The sequence below is a fragment of the Corynebacterium sp. HMSC06G04 genome, from assembly GCF_001807365.1.
GTDB lineage: Bacteria > Actinomycetota > Actinomycetes > Mycobacteriales > Mycobacteriaceae > Corynebacterium > Corynebacterium simulans.
Map to the genome: position 1 here is coordinate 18,134 of NZ_KV788627.1, position 24,620 is coordinate 42,753.

Here is a 24,620-nt window from a genome sequence, read left to right on the forward strand (position 1 = left end):
TCCTATTGATTAAGCAGATCGGCCAAATCGCCTTGGCCGCTAATGATGTCCTCAATCGACGGGACATCCTGCGCCGGCTGATTAGGCTGTGCCGGTCGACCCGGTTGCCCCTGGCCAGGTCCCTGGCCCGGCTGGCCCTGTTGCTGTTCCGGCGAAGGCGCCGGCTGCTGGGCCTGTTCCTCTGGTGCCGGAGTAGGTGCCTGAGCGTCCTGTTCCGGAGCGGTGTTGCTGTCGCTGCCAGCGGTACCGGAGTTATAGGAAGAGTCGTAGGAGCCGGTGTAACCCGAACCCCAGTTACCGTTACCGTAACGGACAGGGTAAGCCTGCGGGAAGGACTTGTACTCAGCGTTAGCCAGCGAGGTATCCAGAATCTGCTTCCAAATCTGAGTCGGGGAGTTGGAGCCGTACATGATTCCGCCATAGGAGTTGAAGATGGCAGAGGTGTTGTCAGCGGTACCAACCCACACGGCGGTTGCTAGCTGCGGGGTGGAGCCAACCATCCAAGCGTCCTTGTTGTTGCCGGTATCGCCCAGCTGCGTGGTACCGGTCTTGGAAGCGGACTCACGGCCGCCGGCCAGAGCACCGTTGGACCAACCTGCGACCGGGAGCATTGCCTTCAAGACATTGTTGGCAACGTTCGCGGAAACACGGCGCTCGCCACCCTTGTCATCGAACTCGTAGAGAACCTCGCCGCCGGTGGTCTCCACCTTCTGAACGAAGTGAGGCTGGTGCCAAACGCCACCGTTGGTCAAAGTGGCCATAGCGCTAGCCATATCCAGCGGACGGGACTGGTACTGGCCCAGCACAACGCCCTCGAACGGAGTCCCGCCCTTCTCGCTCAGGGTCTTATCGATGCCCGGCAGCGACTTTGCAATACCCAGAGCATGCGCCATGTCTGCGGTGTCCTGCGTACGGTTTTCCAGATCGTCCTGCAGACGGAGGAAGGAGGTATTGTAGGATTTCTTCAACGCCTCAGCGATGGAGCAGCTGCCGCAGCCACCATCAACATTGGTAACCACCTGGGAACCAGGCAGCTGATAAGGAGCCGAGGAGTAATAGGTATCCAAGCCAATGCCCTGCTGCAGTGCTGCCGCAAGAGTGAAGATCTTGAAGGTGGAGCCGGTCTGCAGACCCGCATTTGCGTAGTCCCAACCAGTTGCCTCGTTGCCGCCGAAGTAGCCGCGGATACCGCCGGTTGCCGGGTCAATGGTGACGGCAGCAGCACGTGCGTCTTCCTGCAGGGAAGCCAGCTGACCATCCACCGCATCGGTGGAGGCGTTCTGCACGTTCATATCGATGGTGGTGGTGATCTTCAGACCACCGGTTGCCACCTGATCCTCAGTGATGCCGACGCGCTCGAGTTCGGCGATGACCTGATTCTTGATGTGGCCAAAAGCGCCCGGCGCCTCGGTGTATGCGGAGTACTCGGAAGGATCACGAGTCTGCGGGAACTGCATTCCCTTACGCTCGGTGGCGTTGAGATCGCCCATCTCTACCAAACCATCGAGAACATAGTTCCAACGTGCCTTGGAGCTTTCCTCATCAACGCGCGGATCAAGAACGGAAGGAGACTGGATAAGGCCGGCCAACATGGCGCCCTCTTCCACGGTGAGATCCTTTGCGTCCTTGTTGAAGTAGGCGTTCGAAGCAGCCTGGATGCCATAAGCATTACGTCCGAAGTAGACCGTATTCAGGTAGGCCTGCAGGATGTCTTCCTTAGACCATTCGTTGGTCATCTTGATGGAGTAGATGAGCTCACGAATCTTACGGACATAGGAGTACTCGTCACCCACCAGAGTGTTTTTCACATACTGCTGGGTAATGGTGGAGCCACCACCCGCGGTGGAGTCACCGGTGAGCTTTCCCAAGACTGCGCGGCCTAAGCCGGTAAAGGAAAAGCCCGAGTTGGTCCAGAACTCGCGGTCCTCGGCCGAAAGCACGGAATCTTCTACGTAATCTGGGACTTCTTCCAGCTTGACCTGCGTGCGGTTGCCTTCCGGCGGCACCAACTTAGCTAGCTGGGTGTTTCCGTCACCAGCAACGATGGTCGAAACCTGGCTGGCTTGAAGGTCCTTTGGTTCCGGGACCGTGTACTGAGAGTAGGCGTAGCCGAAGAGAGCTGCGGGCACAGCCACGAGCACCAAGGCGACGATCAAAACAATCCAGGGCCAGCGACGACGTTTGCGCTGGTTCGTAGATTTTTTACTATGACGCCCAGCTCTCTTTTGGGCGGATTCCTTTTCGGTCACTGCTTCGTGTCCTCGTCAATCATGGGCAGATTTTCTTAAATAAGTGCAGCTTACCGGCCACAACGGCCGAGCCAAAAACTAACCTTCATCATAAGCCGTCGCCGCCGCCAATAGGTGATTCCACCGGCACGCCGTACAAACTTCGACTTTATGAACCGTAAATTCGAGGCCTTCGGCGACGAATTCTGCGATTTCTTCATCGCTGCGCGCGCTGCCGGCACGCCGCCCTAGCGCCTCGCCATAAACCCATTTGGTAAGGCGCATCGCCTCCCCGCAGAGAGGACATTTGCGCTCCATGTCGGTGCCATGATGCTTGGCTGCAGCGCGGAGGAGAAAGTCGGCGTCGCAAAGCGCATCCTTTTCTATAAGGCCCGCTCGATATTTGCGCAGGTGCTGCGCACGCTCCCACTCGTGGGAGATCACGTGTTTGAAAGAAACCGCCACAGTAGCCCTATCCTCCTTCCCTAGATCCGGGCCTCAAGTTGACCAGACACCTAATTAGACAACAGCTTAACCACGCCACCTGTTCCCGCGTGCGAATGAGCGGAGAGTATTTTTTAACTCAAAAGCTAAATTTTTCGTGGCCTAACTACCGTTGTGAGTGTACGGGCGCTACTATTACTTTCCATGAGTGAACAAGCTGCTGAGTCCCCCTCCGCCTACGAAGACGCCCTTGACGTAGCCCGCAGCATCCAGCCCGCGCTAAACAAGCTGATGCTCATCTTCCAGCGCACCACCGAAGGTTCCTCCCTGACCACCTCCCAGGTCTCTATCATGAACCAGCTGCGCCTGCGCGGCCCATCCCGCGTGAGCACCATCGCACAGGCAGAACTCATCCGCATGCCCACCGCGTCCAATGCCCTATACCAATTGGAGCGCCACGGCTTTGTGGAGCGCCACCGAGATGACAAAGACCGCCGCGGCGTCCTCGTGGCACTGACCCAACTAGGTGAATCTGAGCTGAACATCGTCTCCCGTCAGCGTGCCGCCGCCCTGGCGGAGATCCTGCAGTGGATGGAACCTAAAGACTTGCAAGCGGCTCGTCAGATGAGTTCCCTGATTGCCAAATTGGCAGACGTCTATCGCCCGACAATGAACTAAAACCCACTTAGCAAAGAAACTGGGCATGAAACCGCATGTAGACCAAAGCAACCAGGGGTAATGCGGAGCAGGCCCGGATTTCTTTTTCGCCCCTCCCGTGACTAATAATGGGCTAAGAATTACGCCCCCGGACAGTTCACGGGATGTATTGCTGAATGGATAAAAATCATCAACACAAGTCTTTTGCTTCTCTCGCTAAAGACCCTGTGCGAATCCTAATTTCGTGGAGTCCTTCCTCCACTGGCACTGAAGCGATCGATTTTGCAGCGTGGCTCGCCCGCTCCACCAACGTTCGCATCAGGGTCGTTTCCACGATCTCCGTTCCGCTGGCCACCACCGCGCTGAACAAGCACGGCAATAAATTTAAAAAGTGGTTCACCAAGGAACAGGCCAAGTGCAAAGAACGAGTTCTGGAAGCACTCGAGGCGGCGGGTATCTCCGATTCCCAGCTGGACGAAGAGCCTTCCGTTCTTTTGGCCGGCCCCTCCCGCCCGCAGCTGCTGACCGAGATGGCAGAAGAATTCGGCGCGGATGCAATCCTGCTTGGCGCTAACCAATCCGCGCCAAAGGGCCGTTTCTTCGCAGGCTCGACTGCCGACGCCCTGCTGCACTTCTCCCCTATTCCGTTGGGCCTTTCCCCGCGCGATATCAAGCTTTCCAAGCATGGCGTGACCCGCATCAACTTCGCTTTCACCGAGCGCAGCGACTCCGAGGACCCCGCCTTGCTGTGCGCCGCCCGCCTGGCGAATACATGGAACGTTCCGCTGCGTATCGTGGCCTTTTCCGCCGACGGGCTTCTCGACGCCCAGGTCAGCGGCAACGTCGACGTCGCCTCCAAGCTAGCCAAAGGCTGGCACGAGCATTCTTTGTCCATGCTGGACCGCGCACACGATGTGGTGGCAGAGCGCTTCCCAGAGCTACCGATTACTACCGAAATCGGCACCGGCCATGGCTGGTCTGGCGCGGTGGACTCGCTGAAGTGGAAGAAAGGCGACTTGATGTGCCTAGGTTCTTCCCCGATGGGCCCCTTCGAACGCGTATTCATTGGCTCCACGGCCACCGAGCTGCTTCCGCATGTGCGCGTCCCGGTTCTGGTGCGCCCTTCGGACTCTGCGCCTTCAGTCGAAACTGCGGACTAATCCACGGCGACTAGACTTTGGCCTATGAATCTCCAGCCTGAGCATCCGGAAAACGATCTGACAACTGATGCCGACTACGCCAACCTGCGGCGCCCGGAGCCAAGCTCTTTCGATGAGCTCGCGGATGAGCCAGATCCCCTAGCGGTAGCTGCAGCCAACCGCCGCTCTTCCCGGCAGGCTATCTGGTTCATGGTCGCTGTGCTGCTGCTTTCCGGCCTCTACGCATTTGTGGTGGCACTAATTACCCGCTCCCAGGGCGGGGCGCTTTGCGACGCCCAGCTTGCCACCTGGCTGTGCACCGAAGGCCAGCGCCGCTTCTTTGCACTGACCACCGTCATCATCCCGTTCCTGGGAATGGTGGGCACCGCCGTCATCATGGTGCGCAAGCTCAAACGCTATCTGCGCTGGCGCTCCTGGATGGCAATTTTCTGGGTAATGGCCTGCAACTTCATGCTGTGGTGCATCACCGACATTCAAATCTTGTTGGTTCCGCTGGGCTAACCGTTCCCCGAGGGAAAGGAGAGGCTGGAACCTTGCAGGTTCCAGCTGGTTACTGAGCTGCGCCTTGCGCCGCGGCTACGGCTACTTCCGCGCAATCTGGACGCCCACAGTGCTGGGTTTCTACCTTCTGGATGCAGTCATCACAGATAAGCACCTGCTTGCGGCAGGTGTCCTCGTTGATACAGTTATGGAAGGTGTTGGTGGCATTGCCGCAATGCACGCAGTGACCAAGCTGGATAAAACCTGGATCTTGCAGGCCCTGCCCAAATTCGTGATGCATGCGCTTGTCAAAGACGTAGAGGGAGCCTTCCCAGAGACCGTCGTTGCCGAATTTCTCGCCATAGCGGACGATGCCGCCGTCTATCTGATAGACCTCTTTGAAACCACGATTCTTCATCAGGGAAGAAAGAATCTCGCAACGAATGCCGCCAGTGCAATAGGAAACGACTGGCTTATCCTTCATCCAGTCATACTTGCCGGACTCGATTTCCTCGATGAAATCATGGGTGGTCTTAACATCTGGGACGACAGCGTTTTTGAACTTGCCGATCTCAGCTTCCATGGCGTTGCGGCCATCGAAGAAGACGACTTCGTCGCCGCGCTCCTTAACCAGCTCGTTGACCTGCTCTGGCTTCAGGTGCACGCCGCCACCGACGACGCCGTTCTCATCCACCTTCAGCTCACCGGGCGCGCCGAATGCCACGATTTCGTCGCGAACCTTCACGGACAGGCGTGGGAAATCATCGGCACTACCCTCGGACCACTTGAATTCCATCTTTTTAAAGCCCGGGTACTCGCGGGTCTCACGGACATAGCGCTTACAAGCATCCATGTCACCACCGACGGTGCCGTTAATTCCGTGCTCGGAGATGAGGATGCGGCCCTTCAGCCCGAGCTTTTCGCACAGGTTACGCTGCCACAACATGATGGCAGTGGGATCGCTGATTGGGGTAAAGCAGTAATAAAGGAGAATCTTGCTGAGGCTCACGCCATCGATTGTAGGCGTGAGCTGTTGCTCTTCCTAAATTTCCCGAAAATCTTTGGGTTTAGCGCTTCTGGTAAAGCGCCTGCTTACGTGCAAAGACCGGATCGGAGGTCACGAGCACGCCCAAATTGCGGAAGATTCCCTCATCCACCGAGCCCAAGATGGTGGTGGTGTGAACGTCACAACCTGCCAGCTGCTTTAGTTCCGCCATTGCGCGGCGAGCGTTCTCGTCCTTCGCAGCGGAGGCGGAAAGAGCGATGAGCACCTCGTCGGTGTGCAGGCGCGGGTTACGCGAACCCAGATACTCGGTCTTGAGCTTCTGGATCGGTTCGATGGCCTCTGGACTCAGCAGGTGGATCTCATCATCGATGCCGGCTAGATGCTTAAGTGCATTGAGCAGCATCGCAGCGGAGCAGCCCAGCAGCTCAGAAGTGCGGCCGGTGATGATGGTGCCGTCGGCAAGCTGCAGCGCAGAGGCCGGCTCGTCAGTTTCCGCGGCACGCTTGCGCGCCGGCACTACTACCGGGCGGTCATCAGACTTAATGCCTGCCTTCGCCATGACGACGGCCGCGCGCTCGGACTGCGTGGAATCCAAGCCGAGGCGCGCCTCTTCCACCAAAGCCTTGAAGTAGCGACGAATAATCTCCTGTTTGGAGGCCTCACGGCAGACTTCGTCATCGGTGATGCAGAAGCCAGCCATGTTGACGCCCATATCCGTTGGGGACTGGTACGGGGTGTTGCCGGTCAGCTTCTCCAGGAGGGTCTTAAGCAGCGGGAAGGCCTCGACATCGCGGTTGTAGTTCACCGTGGACTCGCCGTAGGCGCTTAAGTGGAAGTGGTCGATGACGTTTGCGTCGTTGAGGTCAACGGTTGCGGCCTCGTAAGCCAGGTTCACTGGGTGATCGAGCGGCAGGTTCCAGATAGGGAAGGTCTCAAACTTGGCGTATCCAGCCTGCACACCGCGCTGGTGCTCGTGGTAGACCTGCGATAGGGCGGTCGCCAGCTTGCCTGAGCCTGGACCCGGCGCAGTGACGACAACCAGGTCACGCGTGGTTTCCGCGTACTCGTTCCGGCCAAGGCCTTCCTCAGAAACGATGAGATCTGTATTCGAAGGGTATCCCGGGATAACGCGGTGACGTGCAACGCTCAGGCCAAGGCGCTCCAGGCGGTCAATGAAGGCCTCAGCTTGGCTGTTGCCATCTTCCAGCTGGGTCATAACGATGTTGTTTACTAGGAAGCCACGTCCACGGAAGACGTCGACCAAGCGCAAGACGTCATCTTCGTAGAGGATTCCGAGGTCAGCGCGCATCTTCTGGCGCTCAATGTCCTTGGCGTTGATGCAGATGAGAATCTCGACATCGTCTTTGATGCGCTCAAGCATGGCGATCTTGTTGTCTGGAGTAAAGCCCGGCAGCACGCGGGAGGCGTGCATGTCATCAAAGAGCTTGCCGCCCATCTCCAAGTAGAGTTTGCCACCGATTTCTCCGCGCCGTGCATGAATGTGCTCCGACTGCATCTCGATGTACTTCTCACGGTCAAAACCAAGCAAACGCGTCATTTAAAGGCCTTCCGCCATAGACAATCCCCGCAACCGGGCTGGATCTTTTGGATTGGATTTTACTCGAAAGAACTGTGTTTACTCATACGCCCTGCCACGGCATCACACCGCAAGAAACCGCACTGACGACGCCGGCTAAAACATACGAGTAACGCCTGGGCCCTGGAAAGGATGGGCCCAGGCGTTACCTGTCTCTCTAAGGGTGTGGAACAAGCCCTCACCCTCTATAGCCAGGCAGTCCCACCCACCTGACTATAGCCGCCGCGCACCCCTACATGCGCAGCGGTTGGATCTATCACTCACCAGTAGATACATCCATGCGAAGCATATCAACGGCGGTTTCAAAGTCAACGTTTTCAAAGCCAATCGGACAAAAATCTGATAAAGAAATTCATCAACCAATCCTAACTTTATAAAAATTTAGCGCCATGTGCTGGCACTTTCTAGTCCAATTAACCCGGAAGAAAAATAAATGTGAAACGGATCGCTATACATTCGGGTCAATCTTTATCAAATATGGTCACGATATAGTCTAAGCAACAAATTAGATAAATGTTTATTATGTTAACTTTCGTCTATTTAACCTAGACCTTTAAAGCAGAAAATGAACGTTTAAGTCTCGTCTTCGCACTTCAATCCCACATTCCAAACGGGAAAGATGTCCAATTTATCCTCACGTTGTCCCCGCGACACATGCAATAAACTTGTCCGCATGCCCGAAGGCCACATCATTCATCACCTTGCACAGCGCCTCAACCTTGATTTCCGGGGTGGGCCGCTGCGCGTCACGAGTCCGCAGGGCCGCTTTGCGGCGGAAGCAGCCATGCTCGATGGGACGCAGCTCGATTTCGCCGAAGCGCGCGGCAAGCACCTCTTTATGCACTTTTCCGCCGATGCGCCAGAGCACATCATCTATATTCACCTCGGGTTGATCGGCAGCTTGCGCTTTGAGCCTTTGGACGATGTCTGGGGCCAGATTCGCCTGCGCGTCGAAAGCGATGACCTAGCTGCCAACCTCCGCGGGCCGCAGTGGTGCCGGCTCATTACGGATGCTGAGTATGACGTCGCGCTCGCCAAGATTGGCCAGGACCCCATCCGCGAGGACGCATCACCGGCCGACCTTTGGCCGCGGGTGCACAGGTCGAGCCGCAGCATCGGCTCCTTGCTGATGGATCAGCATCTCTTTGCCGGAGTCGGCAACATCTATCGCGCCGAGGTTTTATTCCGCCAGAACATCTCGCCTTTTATTGCCGGCAATGAACTGGACCGCCATGAATTCGATGTCATCTGGGAAGACTTAGTAGAACTCATGCGCGCCGGCGTGCCCACCGCCCGTATCGACACAGTCCGCCCGGAGCACACGCCTGAGGCCATGGGTCGCACGCCACGCAAGGATGACCATGGCGGCGAGGTTTATGTCTATCGCCGCGCCGGCATGCCTTGTTATATCTGCGGCGAGCCCATCGCAGAAAAGAAGCTCGAAGGCAGGAACCTGTTCTGGTGCCCTACCTGCCAGAACGCTCCAGCCTAAGCAGGCGGGTATTTTGGGCGGCATGCGATATGCCTTTCACGTCGACGCCGTCCGCGCTGCCGAGGAGCGCCTACTTGCCCAGCAGAGCTATCCAGACCAGCTCATGCAATTGGCCGCCCACGCGGTGGCCGATGCCGCCGCGGTGATGCTCGCCGCGCACCCAGGCCGCATGATGATTCTGGCAGGCAGCGGTGGCAACGGCGGCGACGGCCTTTTCGCCGGTGCACTCCTCGCCCAGCAGGGACACGCCGTCACAGCCCTCGTACCCGAGACCTGCCACACAACCGCTCTTGCTGCGTTCGAGGAAGCCGGCGGCGAGGTTCTAAAAAGTGGGTCCACTCCTAATTCCACCGCTTCCCTGCCCGATGACACGGGCTTGCTTATCGACGCCGTGGCTGGCCTCGGTTCCGGACGCGGGCTCAGCGGCCAGGCGCTGGAGGTCTACGAGCAGGCAGCAGGAATTCCGGTGCTCGCGGTCGATATGCCCACTGGCATTAATGCGGACACCGGCGTAGCCGCCCGCAAAGGCGCAGTGCATGCTGACGTCACCGTAACTTTCGGTTGGGCACGCATGGGTCATGTGCTTGCGGCCGAATGCGGCCAAGTAGTGCTGGCGGACTTAACGCTGCCCGGCGCGACGTCGTTTAGCGCGATGCTCGAATCGCTCGCGCAACCGGCCGGGCACATCGCCAACGAGCCCACACTGGAATCCGCATATGCGTGGCGCCCCGGCAACATCGAGACCGCCCACGGCATCGCCACGCACCCGCGCCCGGTTGGCTGTACCGGACCAATCGTTGATCCCACCCCAGGAATTTCCTCCGATAAATATTCCGGTGGCGTGGTCACTATTGCCGCAGGCAGCGACACCTATCCCGGCGCTGGCATCCTTGCCACCACGGCGGCGTTGCGCGCTACCCCGGCGATGGTGCGCTGCATCGCTGACCCTGCCATCGCAGGCCACATCATTGCTTGCCTGCCAGAAGTAGTGCTCCACCGCGACCTCGAATCGGCAGGACGCACCCAGTGCTACGTCGTAGGCCCCGGCCGTGGCACCGATGCCGCAGCGCAGGCAGAGCTGGAAGCACTGCTGCGCCAGCCGCTGCCTTTGGTGATAGACGCCGATGCCATCACGTTGCTCGCCACCCATGAACATCTTCGCGAGCTCCTGCGCGGCCATCCCCTTGCCGTACTCACGCCCCACGAGGGAGAATTCGCGCGCCTTTATGAAGCAACCTTCGGCAAAGCCCTAGACCCGGCTCATGGCTACGCGGTAGCCATGGAGGCTCTTTCCCGCGAGCTAGGCTGCATCCTCTTGCTCAAGGGCAGACTCACTCGCGTTACTGCGCCGGGCCAGCCGATCTATGCCTTCAACGCCGGCCACTCTTATTCCGCAACGCCTGGTTCCGGAGACGTGTTATCCGGCATCCTCGGCGCAGTCCTCGCACAGATGCATCTCGATGAGCGGATGCAGGAGGAGAAGAAGGCTGACTTCGATCTGCAGGAAGCGCTAATCACCGAGGTCCTGCATGCCGGGGCCATCCATGCCCATGCGGCAGCCATCGCGGCGCAAACGCCGGAGGGCTATGCCATCTGCTCGGCTTCGCAGATTGCCGCGGCGATCCCGCGGGCCGTCGCCAAGCTTTTGCGTATGGCTCGCTAAAGCCTATTTGCCACGGCGCGCACGGAGCGGCGCAACAGCCCTTTGGCACCGGCAGCCACCGTGCCGCGGCGCAGCCTACGGGTCTCCCACGGCCACGTCATCGCAGCCCAGGCACTTGCCACGGCGCCGATCTCGGCGAGGATGTACACGGCCACGGCCCCAGCAGGTTGATGATGGAGGGGCTGCCCGGCGCGTGGTTTAAGAAACCATAGTTACCATCTGTCCGGGCATTGACCGCCATGACGCTGGCCATCCACACCGGGGTTACTCCCACCGCAAAGCGGTAACCCTTCCACGTCGGGCGGTAGCCCAAGCCGAAGGTCAACGCCAACGGAATGGCCAGTGCGGTGATGTGGAAGAACCAGTAGGTGGCAAAACGCAGCCAGCGCGGATCGAAGTAATAAATAACATCTGGGGTGATAATCGCCTGCGGGTTCAAGATGATGCCCCAGTAATAGGTCAGCGTCAGCGCATGCTCATTGCCCGTAATCAGACCGAGCGCCAATACTGGGCGCAGAATATCGCACAGGTGCAGCGGCAGAGATTCACGGATGTCGAATTGCGAAGGGTCCAGGGAGACGATGGTCCATGCCGTACCGAGCACCAGCATCACCCAGCCAGTCATCTGCCGGTAGAAGGTCTCCTTGGTAGTACCCCGGATGCGTCGGGCGGCCACGATGAATACACCGCATGCGGCAATGGTCACAGAAAGCATCGTGTAATGCACTCCGGTCCATTGCGCCATGCGGGGATAGGTGGTGGGCGTGACGCGCACTCGCGGATTCTTTTTCGGCATAACGGGAAAACAGAATACTCCGTTTGCGCCCGCTTGCAGGACTTTAGGTACCGGCCGCCAACTTTCCGTCCTTGACGGTGACCACATTGTCCGCAAAATCCAGCAGGCTGCGGTCATGGGTCACAAACATCGTTGCGGTCTGTTGTTCATCGGTGATGTCACGCAGCAGCTTGGCGACGTCGCGCGAGAGCGCAGAATCCAGCGCCGCCGTCGGCTCATCCGCGAGCAGCACCTCGGGATCAGCCATCAAGGCGCGCGCGATATTGATGCGCTGGCGCTGACCGCCAGAAAGCTGGGTGATGCGGCGAGCCTCCATCCCAGGCAGGCCTACATACTCAAGCAGCTCCCGCGCCTTTTCACGGCGAGGTTTTCGGCCTGCCATGTGGTCCACAATGAGCAGTTGATCCAGGGCATTGAGCGAGCTGACCAAGTTGGATTGCTGGAAGATGATGCCGCGCTCACCGCTTACCCGCACGCGACCACTATCGGGCTCGATTAGCCCCGCGGCCACGGAGAGCAAGGTGGACTTACCGGAGCCGGATTCGCCGACGACGGCCATGAGCTGGCCCGGCTTGATGGCCAGGCTGACGTCATCCAGCGCCACCACGCGATCGCGGCCATCGGGGAAGGTAACCGTCACGTTTTCAATCTCTAGCATTAGCCTTGTCCTCCCAACGCATCCAAAGGGTTGATTTTGCTGATTCGGCGGGTGGCCAGCACCGCGCCCAGCATGCCGAGTACCCACATGCCAGCGGCCGGGGCAGCAATCGTGCGCGCCGAGAGCACAAAAGGCACCGTCGATTGCGCGAGCGCGCCCAGGCCCCAGCCCACTGCGGCACCCACACCAACTCCGAGGGCGAGGATGAGCGCGGATTGTGCCAGGGCGTCGCCAAGCAGGTAGCGCGTCCGCGCCCCCAGCGCACGCAGAATCGAAAGATCGCGGGTGCGCTGCATGGTCCAGATGCTCAAGAAAGCCACCATCACGAGCGCCGAAATTGCATACAGGAAGCCCTGCATGGTCAAAAGCGAGCCGCGCTCCGAGTTGTAGGAGGGCAGGCCGCTTAAGGCCTCGCGCATGCTGACGGACGTGGGAAGCCCGGTGGCAACGCTGTTCGCGTGCAGCAGGGCGGTGCCCACGACGTCGGAAGGCGCGTGGCTCAACTGCGCCCAGGTCTGCGTGGAAACCCACAGCACCGGCGAGTGGGAATAGTACAGATCCGGCACGGTGGCGCGAACGGCATAGGTCTCATCCCCAATCACCACGGAATTTCCCTGTGTAATCGCTTGCGAGGCCACCACTCCCGTGGCCGGCACCTGCTGCTTGGTACCCGGAATAGGCTCGCCCGCCGGCAGGCCCAGTACGGCCACGCCACCGAAGCCCTCCACCTTGGTCTGCGAGGTACCCAAAGGCGCGCTGCCAGGCACCACGTCGTCCGCGTAAATCTCTGACTCCGTAAAAGTTGGCTTCTGCGTGCTAAAGCTCGCCTGCTCATACTCATGCCCCAAGGCCTCCAAAGCCGAGGTGTTTTGTTTGCTAAGGCCCTCCGTGAGCCCAGAGAGCATGACCAAAAGCAAGGTAATGAGCGCGACCACGGTCCCAATTAGCGCAAAGCGCCCGCGGGCTGCGCGCAATTCTCTAAGTGCAAGAAACATAGTTTCAAGCATCGCCCCCACTCGCAGATTAGTAATCGGGCCGCTAGTTGAACTTCGAGTCAACCAACTGGTTGATTCCCCGTGTCCCACCTGCGGGTTAGGGTAAAAGGCTGTGAATGACGTGAAACAGCGCTCCCTGCAGACCTTCCATAAGCGCCTTAGCCCCTGGCGCGCCGGGCTACACGTGATGTTCGCGTTTTTGTTGCTATTCGGCCTGCTGCGCGCCGGGCTCGACGGGCGCCTCGATGCCCGCGCCCTTGGTCTGGCAGTCGCATTGGCCGTGGTCTACGCACTGCGGCGCGCACTCCCCCGCGCCCTGTGGCTGGTGGGCTTGTGCGTGCTGTGGTGCGGGCTCATGGTGCATGCCCAGGACTTCATGTGGCTGGAATTCCCGCTGGTCTTTGCTTTTCTAAGCTCGCTTCCCCGCTGGCCGGGCATCGCCTGCAGCGGATTGTTATGGGCGCTGGCCGCCTTCCTGCCCGCCTGGCAGCATCCGGCGGAATGGACCATCGCGGCGGCCATCGGCCCCTTCATCGGCACGGCCTTTGCCATCGGCACCTTCCATGCCGGGCGCATGGTGCAGGCTGAGGCGGCGCACCATGCAGAGGTTGCCCGGCAGCTGCGCGCCACCCAGGCCGAACTTGCCGCGAGCGAGCACCAAGCAGGCCGCCTGGAAGAGCGCGAACGGCTCTCCCGGGAAATCCACGACACCGTGGCCCAGGGCCTTTCCTCCATCGTTCTGCTCTCGCGCGCGGCTCAAAAAGATCCTTCCCCAGAGACACTGGCGCTGATTGAAAAAGTGGCTAGCGAGAACTTAAGCGAGGCACGCCGCTTCGTCAGCGAGCTAGCATCTCCCGCCGCATCCTTGGAGGAGGCCCTCCAGCAGGTGGTGGATTCAGCTACCGCGCAAGCCGCTGCGCTGGGGAAGGACACCGACATCGAGCTAGTTGTTTCCGGCGAAAGCACCGTTCCCGAGGCCCACCGCCAGGACCTGTTGCGTGCTGCGCAAGAGGGGCTCAACAACATGCTCAAGCATTCTGGCGCCCGGCGCGCGGTGGTGACTTTAGGCTGTTTTGAAGGCGAGACCACGCTCGACATCGTCGACGACGGAGAAGGCATGGATCCTACTTCACCTTCGCAGGGTGGCTTCGGGCTGCGGGGCCTGCGCCAGCGCGTGGAAAGCCACGGCGGTACGCTCACGGTGGAATCTTCCCCAGGCGAGGGAACCGCCCTTGCTATCCGTATGCCGCAAAAAGTGGAGGACCAGGATGCTTAACGTCATGCTCATCGATGATCATCCCGTGGTGCGCGCAGGCCTGCGAGCCATTTTGAACGCTTTCCCTGACATCGATGTGGTGCTAGAAGGCGCGGATGGGGCGGACGTCGCCAAGCTGGAGGCTCCCGATGCTCCGCATGTTGACGTGGTCATTTGCGATATCCAGATGCCCGGCACCGATGGCATTGCGGCAACTTCCCAGCTCGCCCAGGCTGGCGGCCCGCCGGTGCTCATCCTCACCACCTATGACACCCAATCCGACATTGTTTCCGCCGTGGAGGCAGGCGCCCTGGGCTATCTCCTAAAGGATGCGCCGGAGCAGGCGCTTCACGACGCCGTCCTGGCCACGGCCGCCGGCAAACGCACCCTGGCACCCGAGGTGGCAGCGCTTTTGGTCGAGCGCATCACCCGCCCCGAGGTGGCACTTTCCGGCCGCGAGCTGGAGATCCTAGAAGCCCTGGCCACGGGCAAATCGAATAAGGAGCTTGCCCAGCGCCTGTTCATCTCGGAAGCTACAGTGAAGACGCACTTGATTCACATCTATCAGAAGCTGGGCGTGGATACCCGCACAGCGGCTGTCACCGTGGCCCGGGAAAGGAAGCTCATTTAAGTGTCCGCGCAGGTTTATGATTGCCTCGTTTTAGGCGGCGGCCAAGCAGGGCTGGCCACGGCCTACTACCTGCGCAGAAAAGGCTTGAACTTCGCCATCTTGGATGCGGAATCGCGCCCCGGTGGTGCGTGGCTGCACACCTGGCCCTCGCTGACATTGTTTAGCACCACGAGCGCCTCCAACCTACCGGGCTGGCCCATGCCTTTTTATGAAGGTTTCCCGCCAGCGAGCCACGTGGTGGATTATCTAACTCGCTACGAGGAGCGCTATGAGCTGCCGGTGCGACGCCCCTTCATGGTTGAGTCCGTGGAGCACGATGGCGAGTTCTTTCACGTCTACTCGAGCACGGAACGCTTGATGGCCCGCACCGTGGTGGCGGCCACGGGTACCTGGCGCGCGCCCTTCATCCCGTACTACCCCGGTAAGTTCGCGGGGACACAATGGCATTCGGCCATTTATCCCGGCGTCGCGGAGTTCAGCGGCTCCCGCGTGGCAGTGGTGGGCGCGGCCAATTCCGGCGCACAGATTGCAGCGGATCTGTTGCTTGTAGGCATTTCCACGACCTGGCTAACGAGGGGCGAGCCGCGCTGGATGCCTGACGACGTCGACGGACGTGTGCTCTTCCGGCGCAACCGCGAGCGTCTCAACGCCATCAATCGCGGCGAGCCTGACCCCGGCGCGGATACGAACCTGGGCGATATCGTCATGGTCCCGCCGGTGCTCAAGGCGCGTGATGAAGGGCTCCTGCGCGCCACCCCGATGCCGGATTCCCTCGATGACATCGACGCGGATCACCTGATTTGGGCCACCGGCTTCCGGCCCGCACTTCGCCCCATCTCCCGCCTACTGGTAGACCGCCAGCCCACCGTCCCTGGGCTCTTCCTCGTGGGATACGGCACCTGGACTGGCCCGGGCTCAGCCACCATCACGGGTGTTAGCCCCTTTGCCAAGCAGGCGGCTACCGATGTCGCGGAGTTCGTGAAAAACCTCAAGCCTTAGCCTTGGTTAGATAGGAGCGTCTCGATAGCGGGATACATGTCCTCCACTATGTCGTCGATGCTCTTCTCCGTCATCAGCGGAACCTCCACGACGTAGCGAGCAATCGCCGTTCCAATGAGAATAGGACCCAAATACGCGATCTTGCCCAGGAGATTACCTTCGCTAATCGTACTTTGGGCGAACTCTGTTTCTAAAAGGGCCGTTACGAAGCTGTCCATGATCGATTCACGGAGGATAGCTGATGCATGTGAAGAGCCAATGCCGCCGCGAACCACAGCACGCAAACGCGGACCCATGCCCTCGCTTTCCCACAGGCGCAGATAGTTCGCGATGAATCCTCGAAGGTCAGTAGACGCCCCCAACTGAGCCGGAAGCATTTTTAGGTCCGCGATTACCGCATCGAACAAGCCGTCCTTGTTCTTGAAGTAATGCATGACGAGAGCGGGATCGACGTCGGCTTCTTTGGCGACCGCGCGGATGGTGGTGGCTTCGAAGCCCACCTCGCTAAACCTCATGCAGGCGGCTTCCAGAATTTTCTCGCGCGCTTCTGGGGCGCCTGGACGACGTCCAGCTTTCTTGCGCTCTGCCTTTTTATGCTCAGCCCCTGGCTGAGCACCGTCACCGGGTTCTTCGACCTTGCCTTTAGCTGCCATGGCTTCAACCTTACTTCCTCGAACCCTCGAAGAATTCATCACGTGTTGACTTTCAACAACTGTTGAAATATCTTATTCAACAAGCGTTGAAAATCAAGCAAAGGAACGACATGAAAGACTGGACCAAGGCAATCGCCGTTGGATTCTTGGCACCTCTCGCAGTGTGCCTCTTCGTACTTGCCTTCTTGTGGCCCATGGCCACGATGACCCCCAAAGACCTCCCACTCGCAGTAGTTGGAACCCAAGAACAAGTGAGCAAGGTTTCTGAAGCCTTTGAGCAGAAGCAACCCAGACTCTTCGAGATAACACCTGTAGAAGACCGCGCAGCCGCGGTATCCCTCATCGAAGAACACGAGGCTTACGGCGCCATCGTGCTGGGCCAAGAACCAGAGGTCCTCACCGCAAGCGCTGCCGGCGCCGCACAAGGCAACATCGTGAAGAACCTCGCGCAACCAGTAGAGGCAATGGCAAACCAGCAAGCTCAGGCGATGGCTGCCGCGAAGGGCATCCCGGCTGACGCACTCCCTAACGTCACCGTCAAGACCACCGACGTTGTGCCCACCAGCAGCGAAGACCCGCAGGGCCTCGCCATGAATATGGCTATTATCCCCGTTGCCATCGGCGGCATGCTCGGTGCAGCGATTCCTTCCTTCCTCCTGAAGCGAAACTCGCAGCGTCTCCTCGCCCTAGCAATCTTTGCCCCCATTGCCGGACTGCTCACCACCGCAGTAATCGGCGGAGTATTCGGATTACTGCCAGATAGTTTCTGGGCATCGACCGGCGTATTCACACTAGGCATCGCCGCAGTCTCCAGCTTCATCCTAGGCCTAAGGGCGCTGCTTGGCGCCCCCGGCTTTGGTCTCGGCGCACTGACCATCATGCTGGTGGGCAACCCACTGGCCGGTACCATGGCCCCCAAGGAATTCGTGTCCGGCAGCTGGGGATACTTCGGCCAGTTCCTGCCTAACGGCGCCACAGCTACGCTGCTGCGCCTGGTTAACTACTTCCCTGCAGCAAGTATCGCCACCCAGGTATGGACTCTGCTCGCATGGGTAGCCTTCGGACTAGTCCTTCTCGGCAGTGGAATTGTGCGAGAGTCGCGCTCCGCAAAGAAGGCCGCGTAGAAAACTCAGAGCAGAAGATTAAGCAACAAACCCCGTGACTAGCGCGCAGCCCAAAACGGTTAGCGCGGTCGCTGCAATGAATCCCATACGGTGTAGGACTTTGGACTGCAGCTCTTTGCTTATCCGGGCCAAAAAGAATGCGCCCACGGCGGTGCCCAAGGTGTTGAACACAAGGTCATCAACGTCGCTGAAGCCGAGGGCGAAGAGGTACTGGAGGGTTTCGATGCTCAAGCTCAGCGCCAAGCCGGCCAGGATGGTTCCGCCGAGGCCAAAGCGCACGCGGCGCAGATTCTGGCCCATCACGATAAGGCTTGCGCCGAGTGGCATAAACAACAAGAAATTGCCGATGGTGTTGGTCCAAGGCCCGTACCAGATAGTCGGATGATCAAAACCGTTGAACATTTGCAGATCTAAGCTTCGCACCGCATGCGCGGAGGCATTGACCACGCCGGGGATCTCAATGAAGGATTTACCCAACGTCGCCACACCAACAACGAGCAGCACGAGCGCCGTGACTAGAAGTGAGTCACGGCGCAGCGTTTGGTGGCGGCGCGGGGCCGCCGGAATACGGCTGCGCGAATGAGTGGTTTGTTCGGTAACGAGCATGTCCGAGAATCTAACAACAAAAGCTGTACTTTTGCCGTGTACTTCGCTGGCAAAACACTGATTCATAATGGGCGTACCATCGTGGGCATGAGCACACTCAAAGTCACGCGAAACGAAGACGGTTCCATCTCTCACGCTTTCGAGGATGAGCCGATTCTGGCCGAGGGCGACGTACTGGTTAACGTTTCCCATTCTTCGTTGAACTACAAGGATGCAATGGCACTCGACGGTAACAAGGGCGTCATGCGCATCAACCCGCTGGTGCCGGGCATCGACGTCGTGGGCACCGTTGCGGAGTCAAACGATGAACGTCTACCTGAGGGCGCCCTGGTGGCCGCTTTCGGCGACGGCCTGGGAGAATTCCGCCACGGCGGCTACACCACTAAGCAGCGTGCGAATGCCAATGCCACCCTCGTGGTTCCGGAGCGCTTCACTGCTGCCGACGCCGCCGCAATCGGCACCGCGGGCTACACCGCCGCCATCTGCGTCAACCAGCTGCTCACCCACGGCACGCGCGAGGGCCATGTGCTGGTCACTGGCGCCACGGGCGGCGTGGGCTCCATCGCCGTCCAATTGCTCAAGTCCCTGGGCTTCGAGGTCACCGCCGTTACCGGCCGCGTTGATAGCGAAAGCGAGTACTTGCAGGCCCTGGGCGCAGACCACATCATTGATCGTTCCGAGCTCTCGGAGACCGGCCGTCCGCTGCAGAAGGCGCTTTACGACGGCGCGGTAGACACCGCTGGCTCCACCGTCCTGGCCAACGTCTTGGCGCAGATCAAGTGGGGCGGCGTCGTAGCAGCAACCGGCATGGCCGCTGGTCCTGACCTCCCGGCTTCGGTACTGCCATTCATCCTGCGCGGCATCGTCCTGGCAGGCGGCAACTCCGTTGACGCACCGCTCAAGGTCCGCGAGGATGCCTGGAAGCTGCTGGACGAGCACCTCGATCTTGAGATGCTGCACTCTATTTCCAGCACCGTTGCGCTCGACGATGTCGCAGACGCCGCCAAGGAGCTACTCGCCGGCACCCGCCATGGCCGCACCATCGTAGAAATCTAGACAAACTATTTAACAGCGCTGGGGACGATTAGTTTTCCCAGCGCTGTTACTATTTTCCTATGCGTTCCCGTCTCTCTATCTCTGCTGCCGCGCTGGTTGGCACCCTCGCCGCCGGCCTCGTCACGCCCGTTGCCCAGGCTGGCATCACCATCGACCCTAACGCTGTGCCCGGGCGTACTCAGGTCACGCTGCGCTACAGCAATGGCGCAGTAGTCTCTACTGCTAATTCCCACGAATCTCGCCCGGCGCTTTCCTTGGTCAAGCTCTACTTGGGCTATTGGGTGCTGCAGCACGGCGCTCCGGCGGATAAAGCCCGCGTGGAGAACATGATTCGTTTCAGCGAGGACGGCACGGCCACAGACTTGGACCGCCGCTACCCGCAGGCAATCCCTGAGATCATCGGCCAGTTTGGCCTGCATGAGACCCACTACCCAGGATTCTGGGGCAACACCACTACCTCTACTGAGGACCTTGCGCGCTTTACCTCCGCGATTGTGGGCGACCCACTAGCCACGCCAATTATCAATGGCATGCGCACCGCTTCCCCGTTGCCGCTGACGGCTATAAGCAAGACTTTGGCACCTCACGCGTGCCGGGTGTTGTGGGCACGAAGTTCGGCTGGGACGATAACCGCAACGTCCATGCCACCGCCTCCTTTGGCAATGGCTTTACCATCGCCGCGAATACTTATGGCGCGGCCTCCCAGCTCACCGGCGACATCTTGGGTGCTGTTCGCATCACCGCTGACGGCATCCGCAATTCGGGCCGCCAGCCTTCCCCGCTGGAGCAGCAAATCCTCAACTTCGTGCCGGTGCAGTTCCACGACCCAGCCCGCCAGGCAATCCGCGGTGCCGAAGATTCAGTGACCAACGCCCAGCTACAGTTCTGCGCCTTGGCCGCCCAGGCAGGCTCTTCGCACTTATGCGCCTAGTTTAGAAGTCAGATACTTCTAAACGTGCAGGTCGCGGTCCTGAATGCCCTTTGGCACCATGAGAACGCCGATGAGGGAGATGGCGGAGATGACAATCGCGTAGGTAGCGATAGCCATGGAGGTCTTGAACTCAGTGAAGAGCATCTCCGCGATCATCGGGGCGAAAGCACCACCGATGATGGAGCCAAACGCGTAGCCGATTGAAACACCCGAGAGGCGCACCTTCACTGGGAACATCTCCGCGTAGAGCGCGGACTGGGGACCATAGGTGGCACCCAGCATGGTCGCCAGGATGAGAACCGCACCACCGAAGAGGGCAAGATTGCCGGAGTCAACAGCCATCCAGGACGGAATGGACCACGCAGCCAACGCAATGTAGCCCACGATGAAGGTGCGCTTGCGGCCCACCTTGTCCGACAGGTGGCCGAAGTAGAGGGTGCCAGCGAACCAGCCGATGGATGCAATGAGCGCGATTAGCAGGGCGTCGGTACGCGAGTAACCCACCACCTTGGTGCCATAAGAGGTGAAGTAGGCGATGACAAAGTAGCCTACAGCGTTGTTAGCGGCGAAGATGAGCGCGCACTTAATGACGGTGCCGGTGTGGCTCTTGAACAGGACCGCCAAGGGGGCAGATTCCTTCTTCTGAAGATCCTGCAGCTCAGCGAATGCTGGAGACTCTTCCACCGCGCGGCGGATAAAGTAGCCCAGAAGAATCAGGACAACAGAGGACAGGAAGGGGATACGCCAGCCCCATGCCAAGAACTGCTCCTGCGTCAAGACCGCGGAAAGCAAAAGCATGAAGATGGTGGCCAGGAACATTCCGAGCGGAACTCCCACCTGTGGGAAGGCGCCGAAGAGGCCGCGGCGGCCGCGTGGCGCGTGTTCCACGGCGAGCATTGCCGCACCGCCCCACTCGCCGCCAGCAGAAAGCCCCTGCAGCACGCGCAGCGCCACCAACAGGATTGGGGCGGCCATGCCGATTGCAGAATAGTTGGGCAAGACACCCATGAGCATGGTGGCTAGCCCCATGCCAATCAGAGTGATGACAAGAACTGGCTTGCGGCCCAGCCGGTCACCCAAGTGACCTGCGATGATAGCACCCAACGGGCGGAACAGGAATGAGATACCCAATGAAGCCCAGGAAATGATCTGCGCGAGCGAGGCGTTTTCATTCGAGACTGGGTCAAAGTACTGCGTGGCGAAAATAAGACCCGCAGCTTGGGCATAGATAAAGAAGTCGAACCATTCGATGGTGGTTCCGACCATGGAGCCGGCGAGCACGCGCTTGTGCTCCCGAGTGATTCCAGTTGCCGGTTGGCTACGTTCAATTACAGGTGCAGACATAGGGTGACTCTCTCTATGGGTGCAAAAGCAGATGGATAAGGTCGATTACTTATCGCGGTTATCGACGATGCGCTTTGCCTTGCCCTCACCGCAGTCAACGTGGTCAACCACATCGACGCCGACGGAGATACCGATGCGGTTCTTGATCTGCTTCTTGAGCCAATCACCCGATGCTTCGATATCAGACTGGGCAACGTCTGTCGCATGTTCAACAACCAGCGTCAGGTGATCCATGCGCCCCTTCTTCGACAGGATGCATTGGTAGCGCGGGCGCAGGTTGGAATCCTCAGTGATGATTTCCTCAAACTGGGATGGGAAACAGTTCACGCCGCGCAGAATGATCATGTCGTCGTTTCGAGCCGAAATTCGGTCGATGCGGCGCATGGAACGCGCTGTTCCCGGCAGCAGGCGAGTGATGTCGTGCGTACGGTAACGGATGATCGGGAATGCTTCCTTGGTCAAGGAAGAAATCACGAGCTCGCCGTATTCTCCATCAGGCACCGGCTGCAGGGTTTCTGGGTCAATGATCTCTGGGTAGAAGTGATCCTCCCAGACGGTCAGACCGTCCTTGGTTTCCACGCATTCTTGCGCAACACCAGGACCCATGACCTCAGAGAGGCCATAAATATCGGTGGCCGTGATGCCAAAGCCTTCTTCGAGCTCGCGACGCATGCCCTCAGTCCACGGCTCGGCGCCGAAGACGCCAGCTCGAAGCGAGGTTTCACGCGGGTCGATGCCGTCTTTACGCATACGATCCAAAAGGTTAAGCATGTAGGACGGGGTGCCAAGGATGGCATCCGGCTGGAAGTCCTGCATGATCTGAATCTGGCGCTCGGTTTGACCACCAGAGGTTGGGATTGCGGTCGCGCCCAGCTCCTCGACGCCGTAGTGAGCGCCAAGACCACCGGTGAATAGGCCGTAGCCGAAGGTGATCTGCACCTTATCGCTTGGGCGCAGGCCACCGGCACGCAGGGAACGAGCCACGAGTTCAGCCCAGATCTTCACGTCATTTTGGGTATACCCCACCACGGTTGGGCGGCCGGTAGTGCCGGAGGACGCGTGGATACGGGAGATCTGGCTCTGGTTTACAGCAAACATTCCGAACGGATACTCGGAGCGCAGCGTTTCTTTGTCAGTGAACGGGAACTTGGCAAAGTCTGCCAGCTCCTTGAAGTCATCGGGGTGGACGCCCAATTCATCAAACGCACGACGGTAGTGAGGGACGTTGTAGTACGCGTGGCGCAGCTCGTTCTTTGCGCGCTGCGTCTGTAACGCGATGATTTCGTCGCGGGAAGCATACTCAATGCCCATCTGCGGGCCGTGGTGATCAGAAAAGATGTCAAACGTTGCGGTCACGTTGTTGCCTTTCGACTCGGGAGAATTGAGGTCCACACCCGCATTCCCTCGAAAGCGCTGCTCGAGATATTTAACTGTCTTGCTTGGGTTAAGCCGAGGAATATTAACCTCGGCGAATTCATGACCTACCGTTCGTTCAGGTAAATCATGTGAGGTACAATACAAGGCCTGTACGTGAGTTACAACACAATTAAAAAAGTTTCATGACCCAGGGCACATTTCCCGTTGGGAAAACGCAGCTAAGGCCTAGAATTTTTCTCTCACAGATTCTCCCCAGTCGAGCTACCCCCGCAGCACCCCAAAACTTCTAGCCCCTCAGGCCACCAAACAACAAGCCCACCACAACATCGGCGACTTCCTCCGCCTCCAGCTTGCCGCCCGGGTTGTACCACTCCGCCACTGAGTTGACCATGCCAAAGACCATGCGAGTCAAGATCGCAGCGTCCAGGTCAGACCTGATTGCGCCATCCTCCTGAGCATCGCGCACGAGCGGGATAACTGAGCGGGTTAGCTTACGACGTCGCTCCAAAGCGCGGGACTCAACCTCCGAGTTGCCACGCAGCCGCAGCAGCAAGGACACCGACTGCGGGTCTACACACAGCACATGAATGGACCCCTCCACCAGGCAGCGCACACGCTCCCCGGAAGCCAAGTCCGAATCTTTAACCTCGGCAACCACGGCCTCAAGCTCGCTGAGCGCGCGGGCAACCGTCAGCTCCAAAATCTCCTCTTTTGAAGAGATGTGGTGATAGAGCGCCGACTTTGTAATTCCCAGCTCGTGCGCAACATGCCCCATCGATGTCGCGTCATATCCACGGGCATTAAAAGCGCGCACAGCCGCGCTAATTACATCATCACGGGAATAGCCCGGGCGACCCCGCCCGGCACCAACATTTGCTTCAACCACGGTCCCCATTCAAGCAGAACGGCCAAAAAATGGTTAGACTCTCCAATCACCACACCCCCATTTCTCATCGAGTGCTTGCTCTAGATCTCCAGCTAACTAGGAGCATCCATGAGCCAGATCCTGCGCCCCGGCGTGGCCGAATCTGAAGAATTCGCCCACGTCCGCGCCATGTTTGAAAGCGATAAAGCCACCGCGCACATCGGCGCGGAGATTACCAAGCTCGAACTTGGACACTGCGAAGGCCAATTCACCATCCGCCCAGAGATGTGCAACGGCCACGGCACAGCACAGGGCGGTTTTCTCTACACCTTTGCCGATTCACTTTTTGCCGGCGCGTGCAACTCCCCCGGCGAAGTCGCCGTCGCTGCCCACAACTCCATTCACTACATCGCCCCCGCTTTCGAGGGCGACGTCGTCAGTGGCGTAGCCATCACGCGCGAGACTTGGGGACGCAACGGAATCGTCGACGTTTCGCTGAACATCCACGGCAAACCCATCGCGGAGTTCCGCGGAACCTTCCGCGTCCTGCCAGCCAAGAAGTAACGAAGTCCCATTACGTTGTTAGCAGTTCCACCCCAGGGC

Annotated in this window: 24 protein-coding genes; 12 read left to right on the forward strand and 12 right to left on the reverse strand. The window is 59.3% G+C overall.

Annotation, left to right across the window (positions count from 1 at the left end):
* Positions 1–2: 2 nt before the first annotated feature.
* Together HMPREF3158_RS10895 and HMPREF3158_RS10900 are read right to left on the reverse strand one after the other, a co-directional pair.
* Positions 3–2,249, reverse strand: coding sequence for a transglycosylase domain-containing protein (locus HMPREF3158_RS10895; RefSeq protein ID WP_070498525.1), 2,247 nt, complete (start codon positions 2,247–2,249; stop codon positions 3–5).
* A gap of 78 nt (positions 2,250–2,327) precedes the next feature.
* Entirely contained in the window at positions 2,328–2,693 is a 366-nt protein-coding gene (locus HMPREF3158_RS10900; RefSeq protein WP_062036688.1) for a DUF5318 family protein, read from the reverse strand.
* Positions 2,694–2,876: 183 nt separating this feature from the next.
* On the opposite strand from HMPREF3158_RS10900, the gene HMPREF3158_RS10905 reads away from it, so the two are divergent.
* From HMPREF3158_RS10905 to HMPREF3158_RS10915, 3 genes are all read left to right on the forward strand, one after another.
* Positions 2,877–3,350 (forward strand): MarR family winged helix-turn-helix transcriptional regulator, encoded by a 474-nt coding sequence (locus tag HMPREF3158_RS10905; protein ID WP_062036686.1) that lies wholly within the window; start codon positions 2,877–2,879, stop codon positions 3,348–3,350.
* Positions 3,351–3,505: 155 nt separating this feature from the next.
* Positions 3,506–4,489 (forward strand): universal stress protein, encoded by a 984-nt coding sequence (locus tag HMPREF3158_RS10910; RefSeq protein WP_062036684.1) that lies wholly within the window; start codon positions 3,506–3,508, stop codon positions 4,487–4,489.
* A gap of 24 nt (positions 4,490–4,513) precedes the next feature.
* Positions 4,514–4,990, forward strand: coding sequence for a hypothetical protein (locus HMPREF3158_RS10915; RefSeq protein WP_061925241.1), 477 nt, complete (start codon positions 4,514–4,516; stop codon positions 4,988–4,990).
* 49 nt (positions 4,991–5,039) lie between these two features.
* On the opposite strand, the gene HMPREF3158_RS10920 is transcribed toward HMPREF3158_RS10915, so the two are convergent.
* On the reverse strand, positions 5,040–5,978 hold the full coding sequence (locus HMPREF3158_RS10920; protein WP_062036682.1) for an oxygen-dependent tRNA uridine(34) hydroxylase TrhO: 939 nt from the start codon (positions 5,976–5,978) through the stop codon (positions 5,040–5,042).
* Between the two features lie 58 nt (positions 5,979–6,036).
* Positions 6,037–7,533, reverse strand: a complete 1,497-nt coding sequence (locus tag HMPREF3158_RS10925) for a DUF1846 domain-containing protein (RefSeq protein ID WP_062036680.1) — start codon at positions 7,531–7,533, stop codon at positions 6,037–6,039.
* Positions 7,534–8,245: 712 nt separating this feature from the next.
* On the opposite strand from HMPREF3158_RS10925, the gene HMPREF3158_RS10930 reads away from it, so the two are divergent.
* The gene (locus tag HMPREF3158_RS10930) at positions 8,246–9,064 is read left to right on the forward strand and encodes an Fpg/Nei family DNA glycosylase (protein ID WP_070432724.1); all 819 of its coding nucleotides are present in this window, start codon (positions 8,246–8,248) and stop codon (positions 9,062–9,064) included.
* A gap of 22 nt (positions 9,065–9,086) precedes the next feature.
* On the forward strand, positions 9,087–10,727 hold the full coding sequence (locus HMPREF3158_RS10935; RefSeq protein ID WP_070498527.1) for a bifunctional ADP-dependent NAD(P)H-hydrate dehydratase/NAD(P)H-hydrate epimerase: 1,641 nt from the start codon (positions 9,087–9,089) through the stop codon (positions 10,725–10,727).
* 97 nt (positions 10,728–10,824) lie between these two features.
* Here the strand turns inward: HMPREF3158_RS10935 and HMPREF3158_RS10940 are convergent, their stop codons facing one another.
* From HMPREF3158_RS10940 to HMPREF3158_RS10950, 3 genes are read right to left on the reverse strand one after another with little or no spacing between them, the layout of a single operon-like run.
* Positions 10,825–11,523 carry a YwaF family protein gene (locus HMPREF3158_RS10940; RefSeq protein ID WP_246816210.1) on the reverse strand — a complete coding sequence of 233 codons (699 nt, stop codon included), beginning with the start codon at positions 11,521–11,523 and terminating at the stop codon, positions 10,825–10,827.
* Positions 11,524–11,566: 43 nt separating this feature from the next.
* The gene (locus HMPREF3158_RS10945; RefSeq protein ID WP_070498529.1) at positions 11,567–12,181 is read right to left on the reverse strand and encodes an ABC transporter ATP-binding protein; all 615 of its coding nucleotides are present in this window, start codon (positions 12,179–12,181) and stop codon (positions 11,567–11,569) included.
* A complete protein-coding gene (locus HMPREF3158_RS10950) occupies positions 12,181–13,176 on the reverse strand; it encodes an ABC transporter permease (RefSeq protein ID WP_062036674.1) in 996 nt (331 codons plus the stop codon). Before HMPREF3158_RS10950 ends, HMPREF3158_RS10945 begins: the two co-directional genes overlap by 1 nt.
* Positions 13,177–13,297: 121 nt before the next feature.
* Here HMPREF3158_RS10950 and HMPREF3158_RS10955 point away from each other — a divergent pair, with 121 nt between their 5' ends.
* From HMPREF3158_RS10955 to HMPREF3158_RS10965, 3 genes are read left to right on the forward strand one after another with little or no spacing between them, the layout of a single operon-like run.
* Positions 13,298–14,452 (forward strand): sensor histidine kinase, encoded by a 1,155-nt coding sequence (locus HMPREF3158_RS10955; protein WP_235591347.1) that lies wholly within the window; start codon positions 13,298–13,300, stop codon positions 14,450–14,452.
* Entirely contained in the window at positions 14,445–15,062 is a 618-nt protein-coding gene (locus HMPREF3158_RS10960; RefSeq protein ID WP_062036672.1) for a response regulator, read from the forward strand. Before HMPREF3158_RS10955 ends, HMPREF3158_RS10960 begins: the two co-directional genes overlap by 8 nt.
* Entirely contained in the window at positions 15,063–16,061 is a 999-nt protein-coding gene (locus tag HMPREF3158_RS10965) for an FAD-dependent oxidoreductase (RefSeq protein WP_070498531.1), read from the forward strand.
* Here HMPREF3158_RS10965 and HMPREF3158_RS10970 read toward each other — a convergent pair.
* Positions 16,058–16,714 (reverse strand): TetR/AcrR family transcriptional regulator, encoded by a 657-nt coding sequence (locus tag HMPREF3158_RS10970; protein ID WP_070498533.1) that lies wholly within the window; start codon positions 16,712–16,714, stop codon positions 16,058–16,060. The two genes, HMPREF3158_RS10965 and HMPREF3158_RS10970, sit on opposite strands and share 4 nt — an antisense overlap.
* 110 nt (positions 16,715–16,824) lie before the next feature.
* Between HMPREF3158_RS10970 and HMPREF3158_RS10975 the strand changes: the two genes are divergently transcribed.
* Positions 16,825–17,838: an ABC transporter permease gene (locus HMPREF3158_RS10975; protein WP_070498534.1), complete on the forward strand. Its 1,014-nt coding sequence runs from the start codon at positions 16,825–16,827 to the stop codon at positions 17,836–17,838.
* A gap of 18 nt (positions 17,839–17,856) precedes the next feature.
* Here HMPREF3158_RS10975 and HMPREF3158_RS10980 read toward each other — a convergent pair whose 3' ends face one another.
* Positions 17,857–18,444 (reverse strand): VanZ family protein, encoded by a 588-nt coding sequence (locus HMPREF3158_RS10980; protein ID WP_049146716.1) that lies wholly within the window; start codon positions 18,442–18,444, stop codon positions 17,857–17,859.
* A gap of 87 nt (positions 18,445–18,531) precedes the next feature.
* On the opposite strand from HMPREF3158_RS10980, the gene HMPREF3158_RS10985 reads away from it, so the two are divergent.
* Both HMPREF3158_RS10985 and HMPREF3158_RS12820 read left to right on the forward strand, forming a co-directional pair.
* Positions 18,532–19,500 carry an acrylyl-CoA reductase family protein gene (locus tag HMPREF3158_RS10985; RefSeq protein ID WP_062039284.1) on the forward strand — a complete coding sequence of 323 codons (969 nt, stop codon included), beginning with the start codon at positions 18,532–18,534 and terminating at the stop codon, positions 19,498–19,500.
* Positions 19,501–20,089: 589 nt separating this feature from the next.
* The gene (locus HMPREF3158_RS12820) at positions 20,090–20,431 is read left to right on the forward strand and encodes a hypothetical protein (RefSeq protein ID WP_141741045.1); all 342 of its coding nucleotides are present in this window, start codon (positions 20,090–20,092) and stop codon (positions 20,429–20,431) included.
* An 18-nt stretch (positions 20,432–20,449) separates the two neighbouring features.
* Here the strand turns inward: HMPREF3158_RS12820 and HMPREF3158_RS10995 are convergent, their stop codons facing one another.
* The 3 genes from HMPREF3158_RS10995 to HMPREF3158_RS11005 form a co-directional block, all read right to left on the reverse strand.
* On the reverse strand, positions 20,450–21,775 hold the full coding sequence (locus HMPREF3158_RS10995; RefSeq protein ID WP_062036666.1) for an MFS transporter: 1,326 nt from the start codon (positions 21,773–21,775) through the stop codon (positions 20,450–20,452).
* Between the two features lie 45 nt (positions 21,776–21,820).
* The gene (locus HMPREF3158_RS11000; RefSeq protein WP_371326212.1) at positions 21,821–23,086 is read right to left on the reverse strand and encodes an AMP-binding protein; all 1,266 of its coding nucleotides are present in this window, start codon (positions 23,084–23,086) and stop codon (positions 21,821–21,823) included.
* A gap of 352 nt (positions 23,087–23,438) precedes the next feature.
* Complete coding sequence (locus tag HMPREF3158_RS11005) at positions 23,439–24,047, reverse strand: TetR/AcrR family transcriptional regulator (RefSeq protein ID WP_062036663.1); 609 nt, start codon at positions 24,045–24,047, stop codon at positions 23,439–23,441.
* Between the two features lie 99 nt (positions 24,048–24,146).
* On the opposite strand from HMPREF3158_RS11005, the gene HMPREF3158_RS11010 reads away from it, so the two are divergent.
* Positions 24,147–24,581 (forward strand): hotdog fold thioesterase, encoded by a 435-nt coding sequence (locus HMPREF3158_RS11010; protein ID WP_062036661.1) that lies wholly within the window; start codon positions 24,147–24,149, stop codon positions 24,579–24,581.
* The last annotated feature ends 39 nt before the right edge of the window (positions 24,582–24,620 follow it).

Excerpts from the sequence above, each read along its gene's own strand:
- HMPREF3158_RS11010 (WP_062036661.1), top strand. The coding sequence starts at position 24,147 with ATGAGCCAGATCCTGCGCCCCGGCGTGGCCGAATCTGAAGAATTCGCC.
- HMPREF3158_RS10905 (WP_062036686.1), top strand. The coding sequence starts at position 2,877 with ATGAGTGAACAAGCTGCTGAGTCCCCCTCCGCCTACGAAGACGCCCTT.
- HMPREF3158_RS11005 (WP_062036663.1), bottom strand. The coding sequence starts at position 24,047 with ATGGGGACCGTGGTTGAAGCAAATGTTGGTGCCGGGCGGGGTCGCCCG.
- HMPREF3158_RS11000 (WP_371326212.1), bottom strand. The coding sequence starts at position 23,086 with ATGGGCATTGAGTATGCTTCCCGCGACGAAATCATCGCGTTACAGACG.
- HMPREF3158_RS10985 (WP_062039284.1), top strand. The coding sequence starts at position 18,532 with ATGAGCACACTCAAAGTCACGCGAAACGAAGACGGTTCCATCTCTCAC.
- HMPREF3158_RS10910 (WP_062036684.1), top strand. The coding sequence starts at position 3,506 with ATGGATAAAAATCATCAACACAAGTCTTTTGCTTCTCTCGCTAAAGAC.
- HMPREF3158_RS10935 (WP_070498527.1), top strand. The coding sequence starts at position 9,087 with ATGCGATATGCCTTTCACGTCGACGCCGTCCGCGCTGCCGAGGAGCGC.
- HMPREF3158_RS10915 (WP_061925241.1), top strand. The coding sequence starts at position 4,514 with ATGAATCTCCAGCCTGAGCATCCGGAAAACGATCTGACAACTGATGCC.
- HMPREF3158_RS10925 (WP_062036680.1), bottom strand. The coding sequence starts at position 7,533 with ATGACGCGTTTGCTTGGTTTTGACCGTGAGAAGTACATCGAGATGCAG.
- HMPREF3158_RS10975 (WP_070498534.1), top strand. The coding sequence starts at position 16,825 with ATGAAAGACTGGACCAAGGCAATCGCCGTTGGATTCTTGGCACCTCTC.
- HMPREF3158_RS10970 (WP_070498533.1), bottom strand. The coding sequence starts at position 16,714 with ATGGCAGCTAAAGGCAAGGTCGAAGAACCCGGTGACGGTGCTCAGCCA.
- HMPREF3158_RS10930 (WP_070432724.1), top strand. The coding sequence starts at position 8,246 with ATGCCCGAAGGCCACATCATTCATCACCTTGCACAGCGCCTCAACCTT.
- HMPREF3158_RS10980 (WP_049146716.1), bottom strand. The coding sequence starts at position 18,444 with ATGCTCGTTACCGAACAAACCACTCATTCGCGCAGCCGTATTCCGGCG.
- HMPREF3158_RS10940 (WP_246816210.1), bottom strand. The coding sequence starts at position 11,523 with ATGCCGAAAAAGAATCCGCGAGTGCGCGTCACGCCCACCACCTATCCC.
- HMPREF3158_RS10950 (WP_062036674.1), bottom strand. The coding sequence starts at position 13,176 with ATGTTTCTTGCACTTAGAGAATTGCGCGCAGCCCGCGGGCGCTTTGCG.
- HMPREF3158_RS10995 (WP_062036666.1), bottom strand. The coding sequence starts at position 21,775 with ATGTCTGCACCTGTAATTGAACGTAGCCAACCGGCAACTGGAATCACT.
- HMPREF3158_RS10945 (WP_070498529.1), bottom strand. The coding sequence starts at position 12,181 with ATGCTAGAGATTGAAAACGTGACGGTTACCTTCCCCGATGGCCGCGAT.
- HMPREF3158_RS10960 (WP_062036672.1), top strand. The coding sequence starts at position 14,445 with ATGCTTAACGTCATGCTCATCGATGATCATCCCGTGGTGCGCGCAGGC.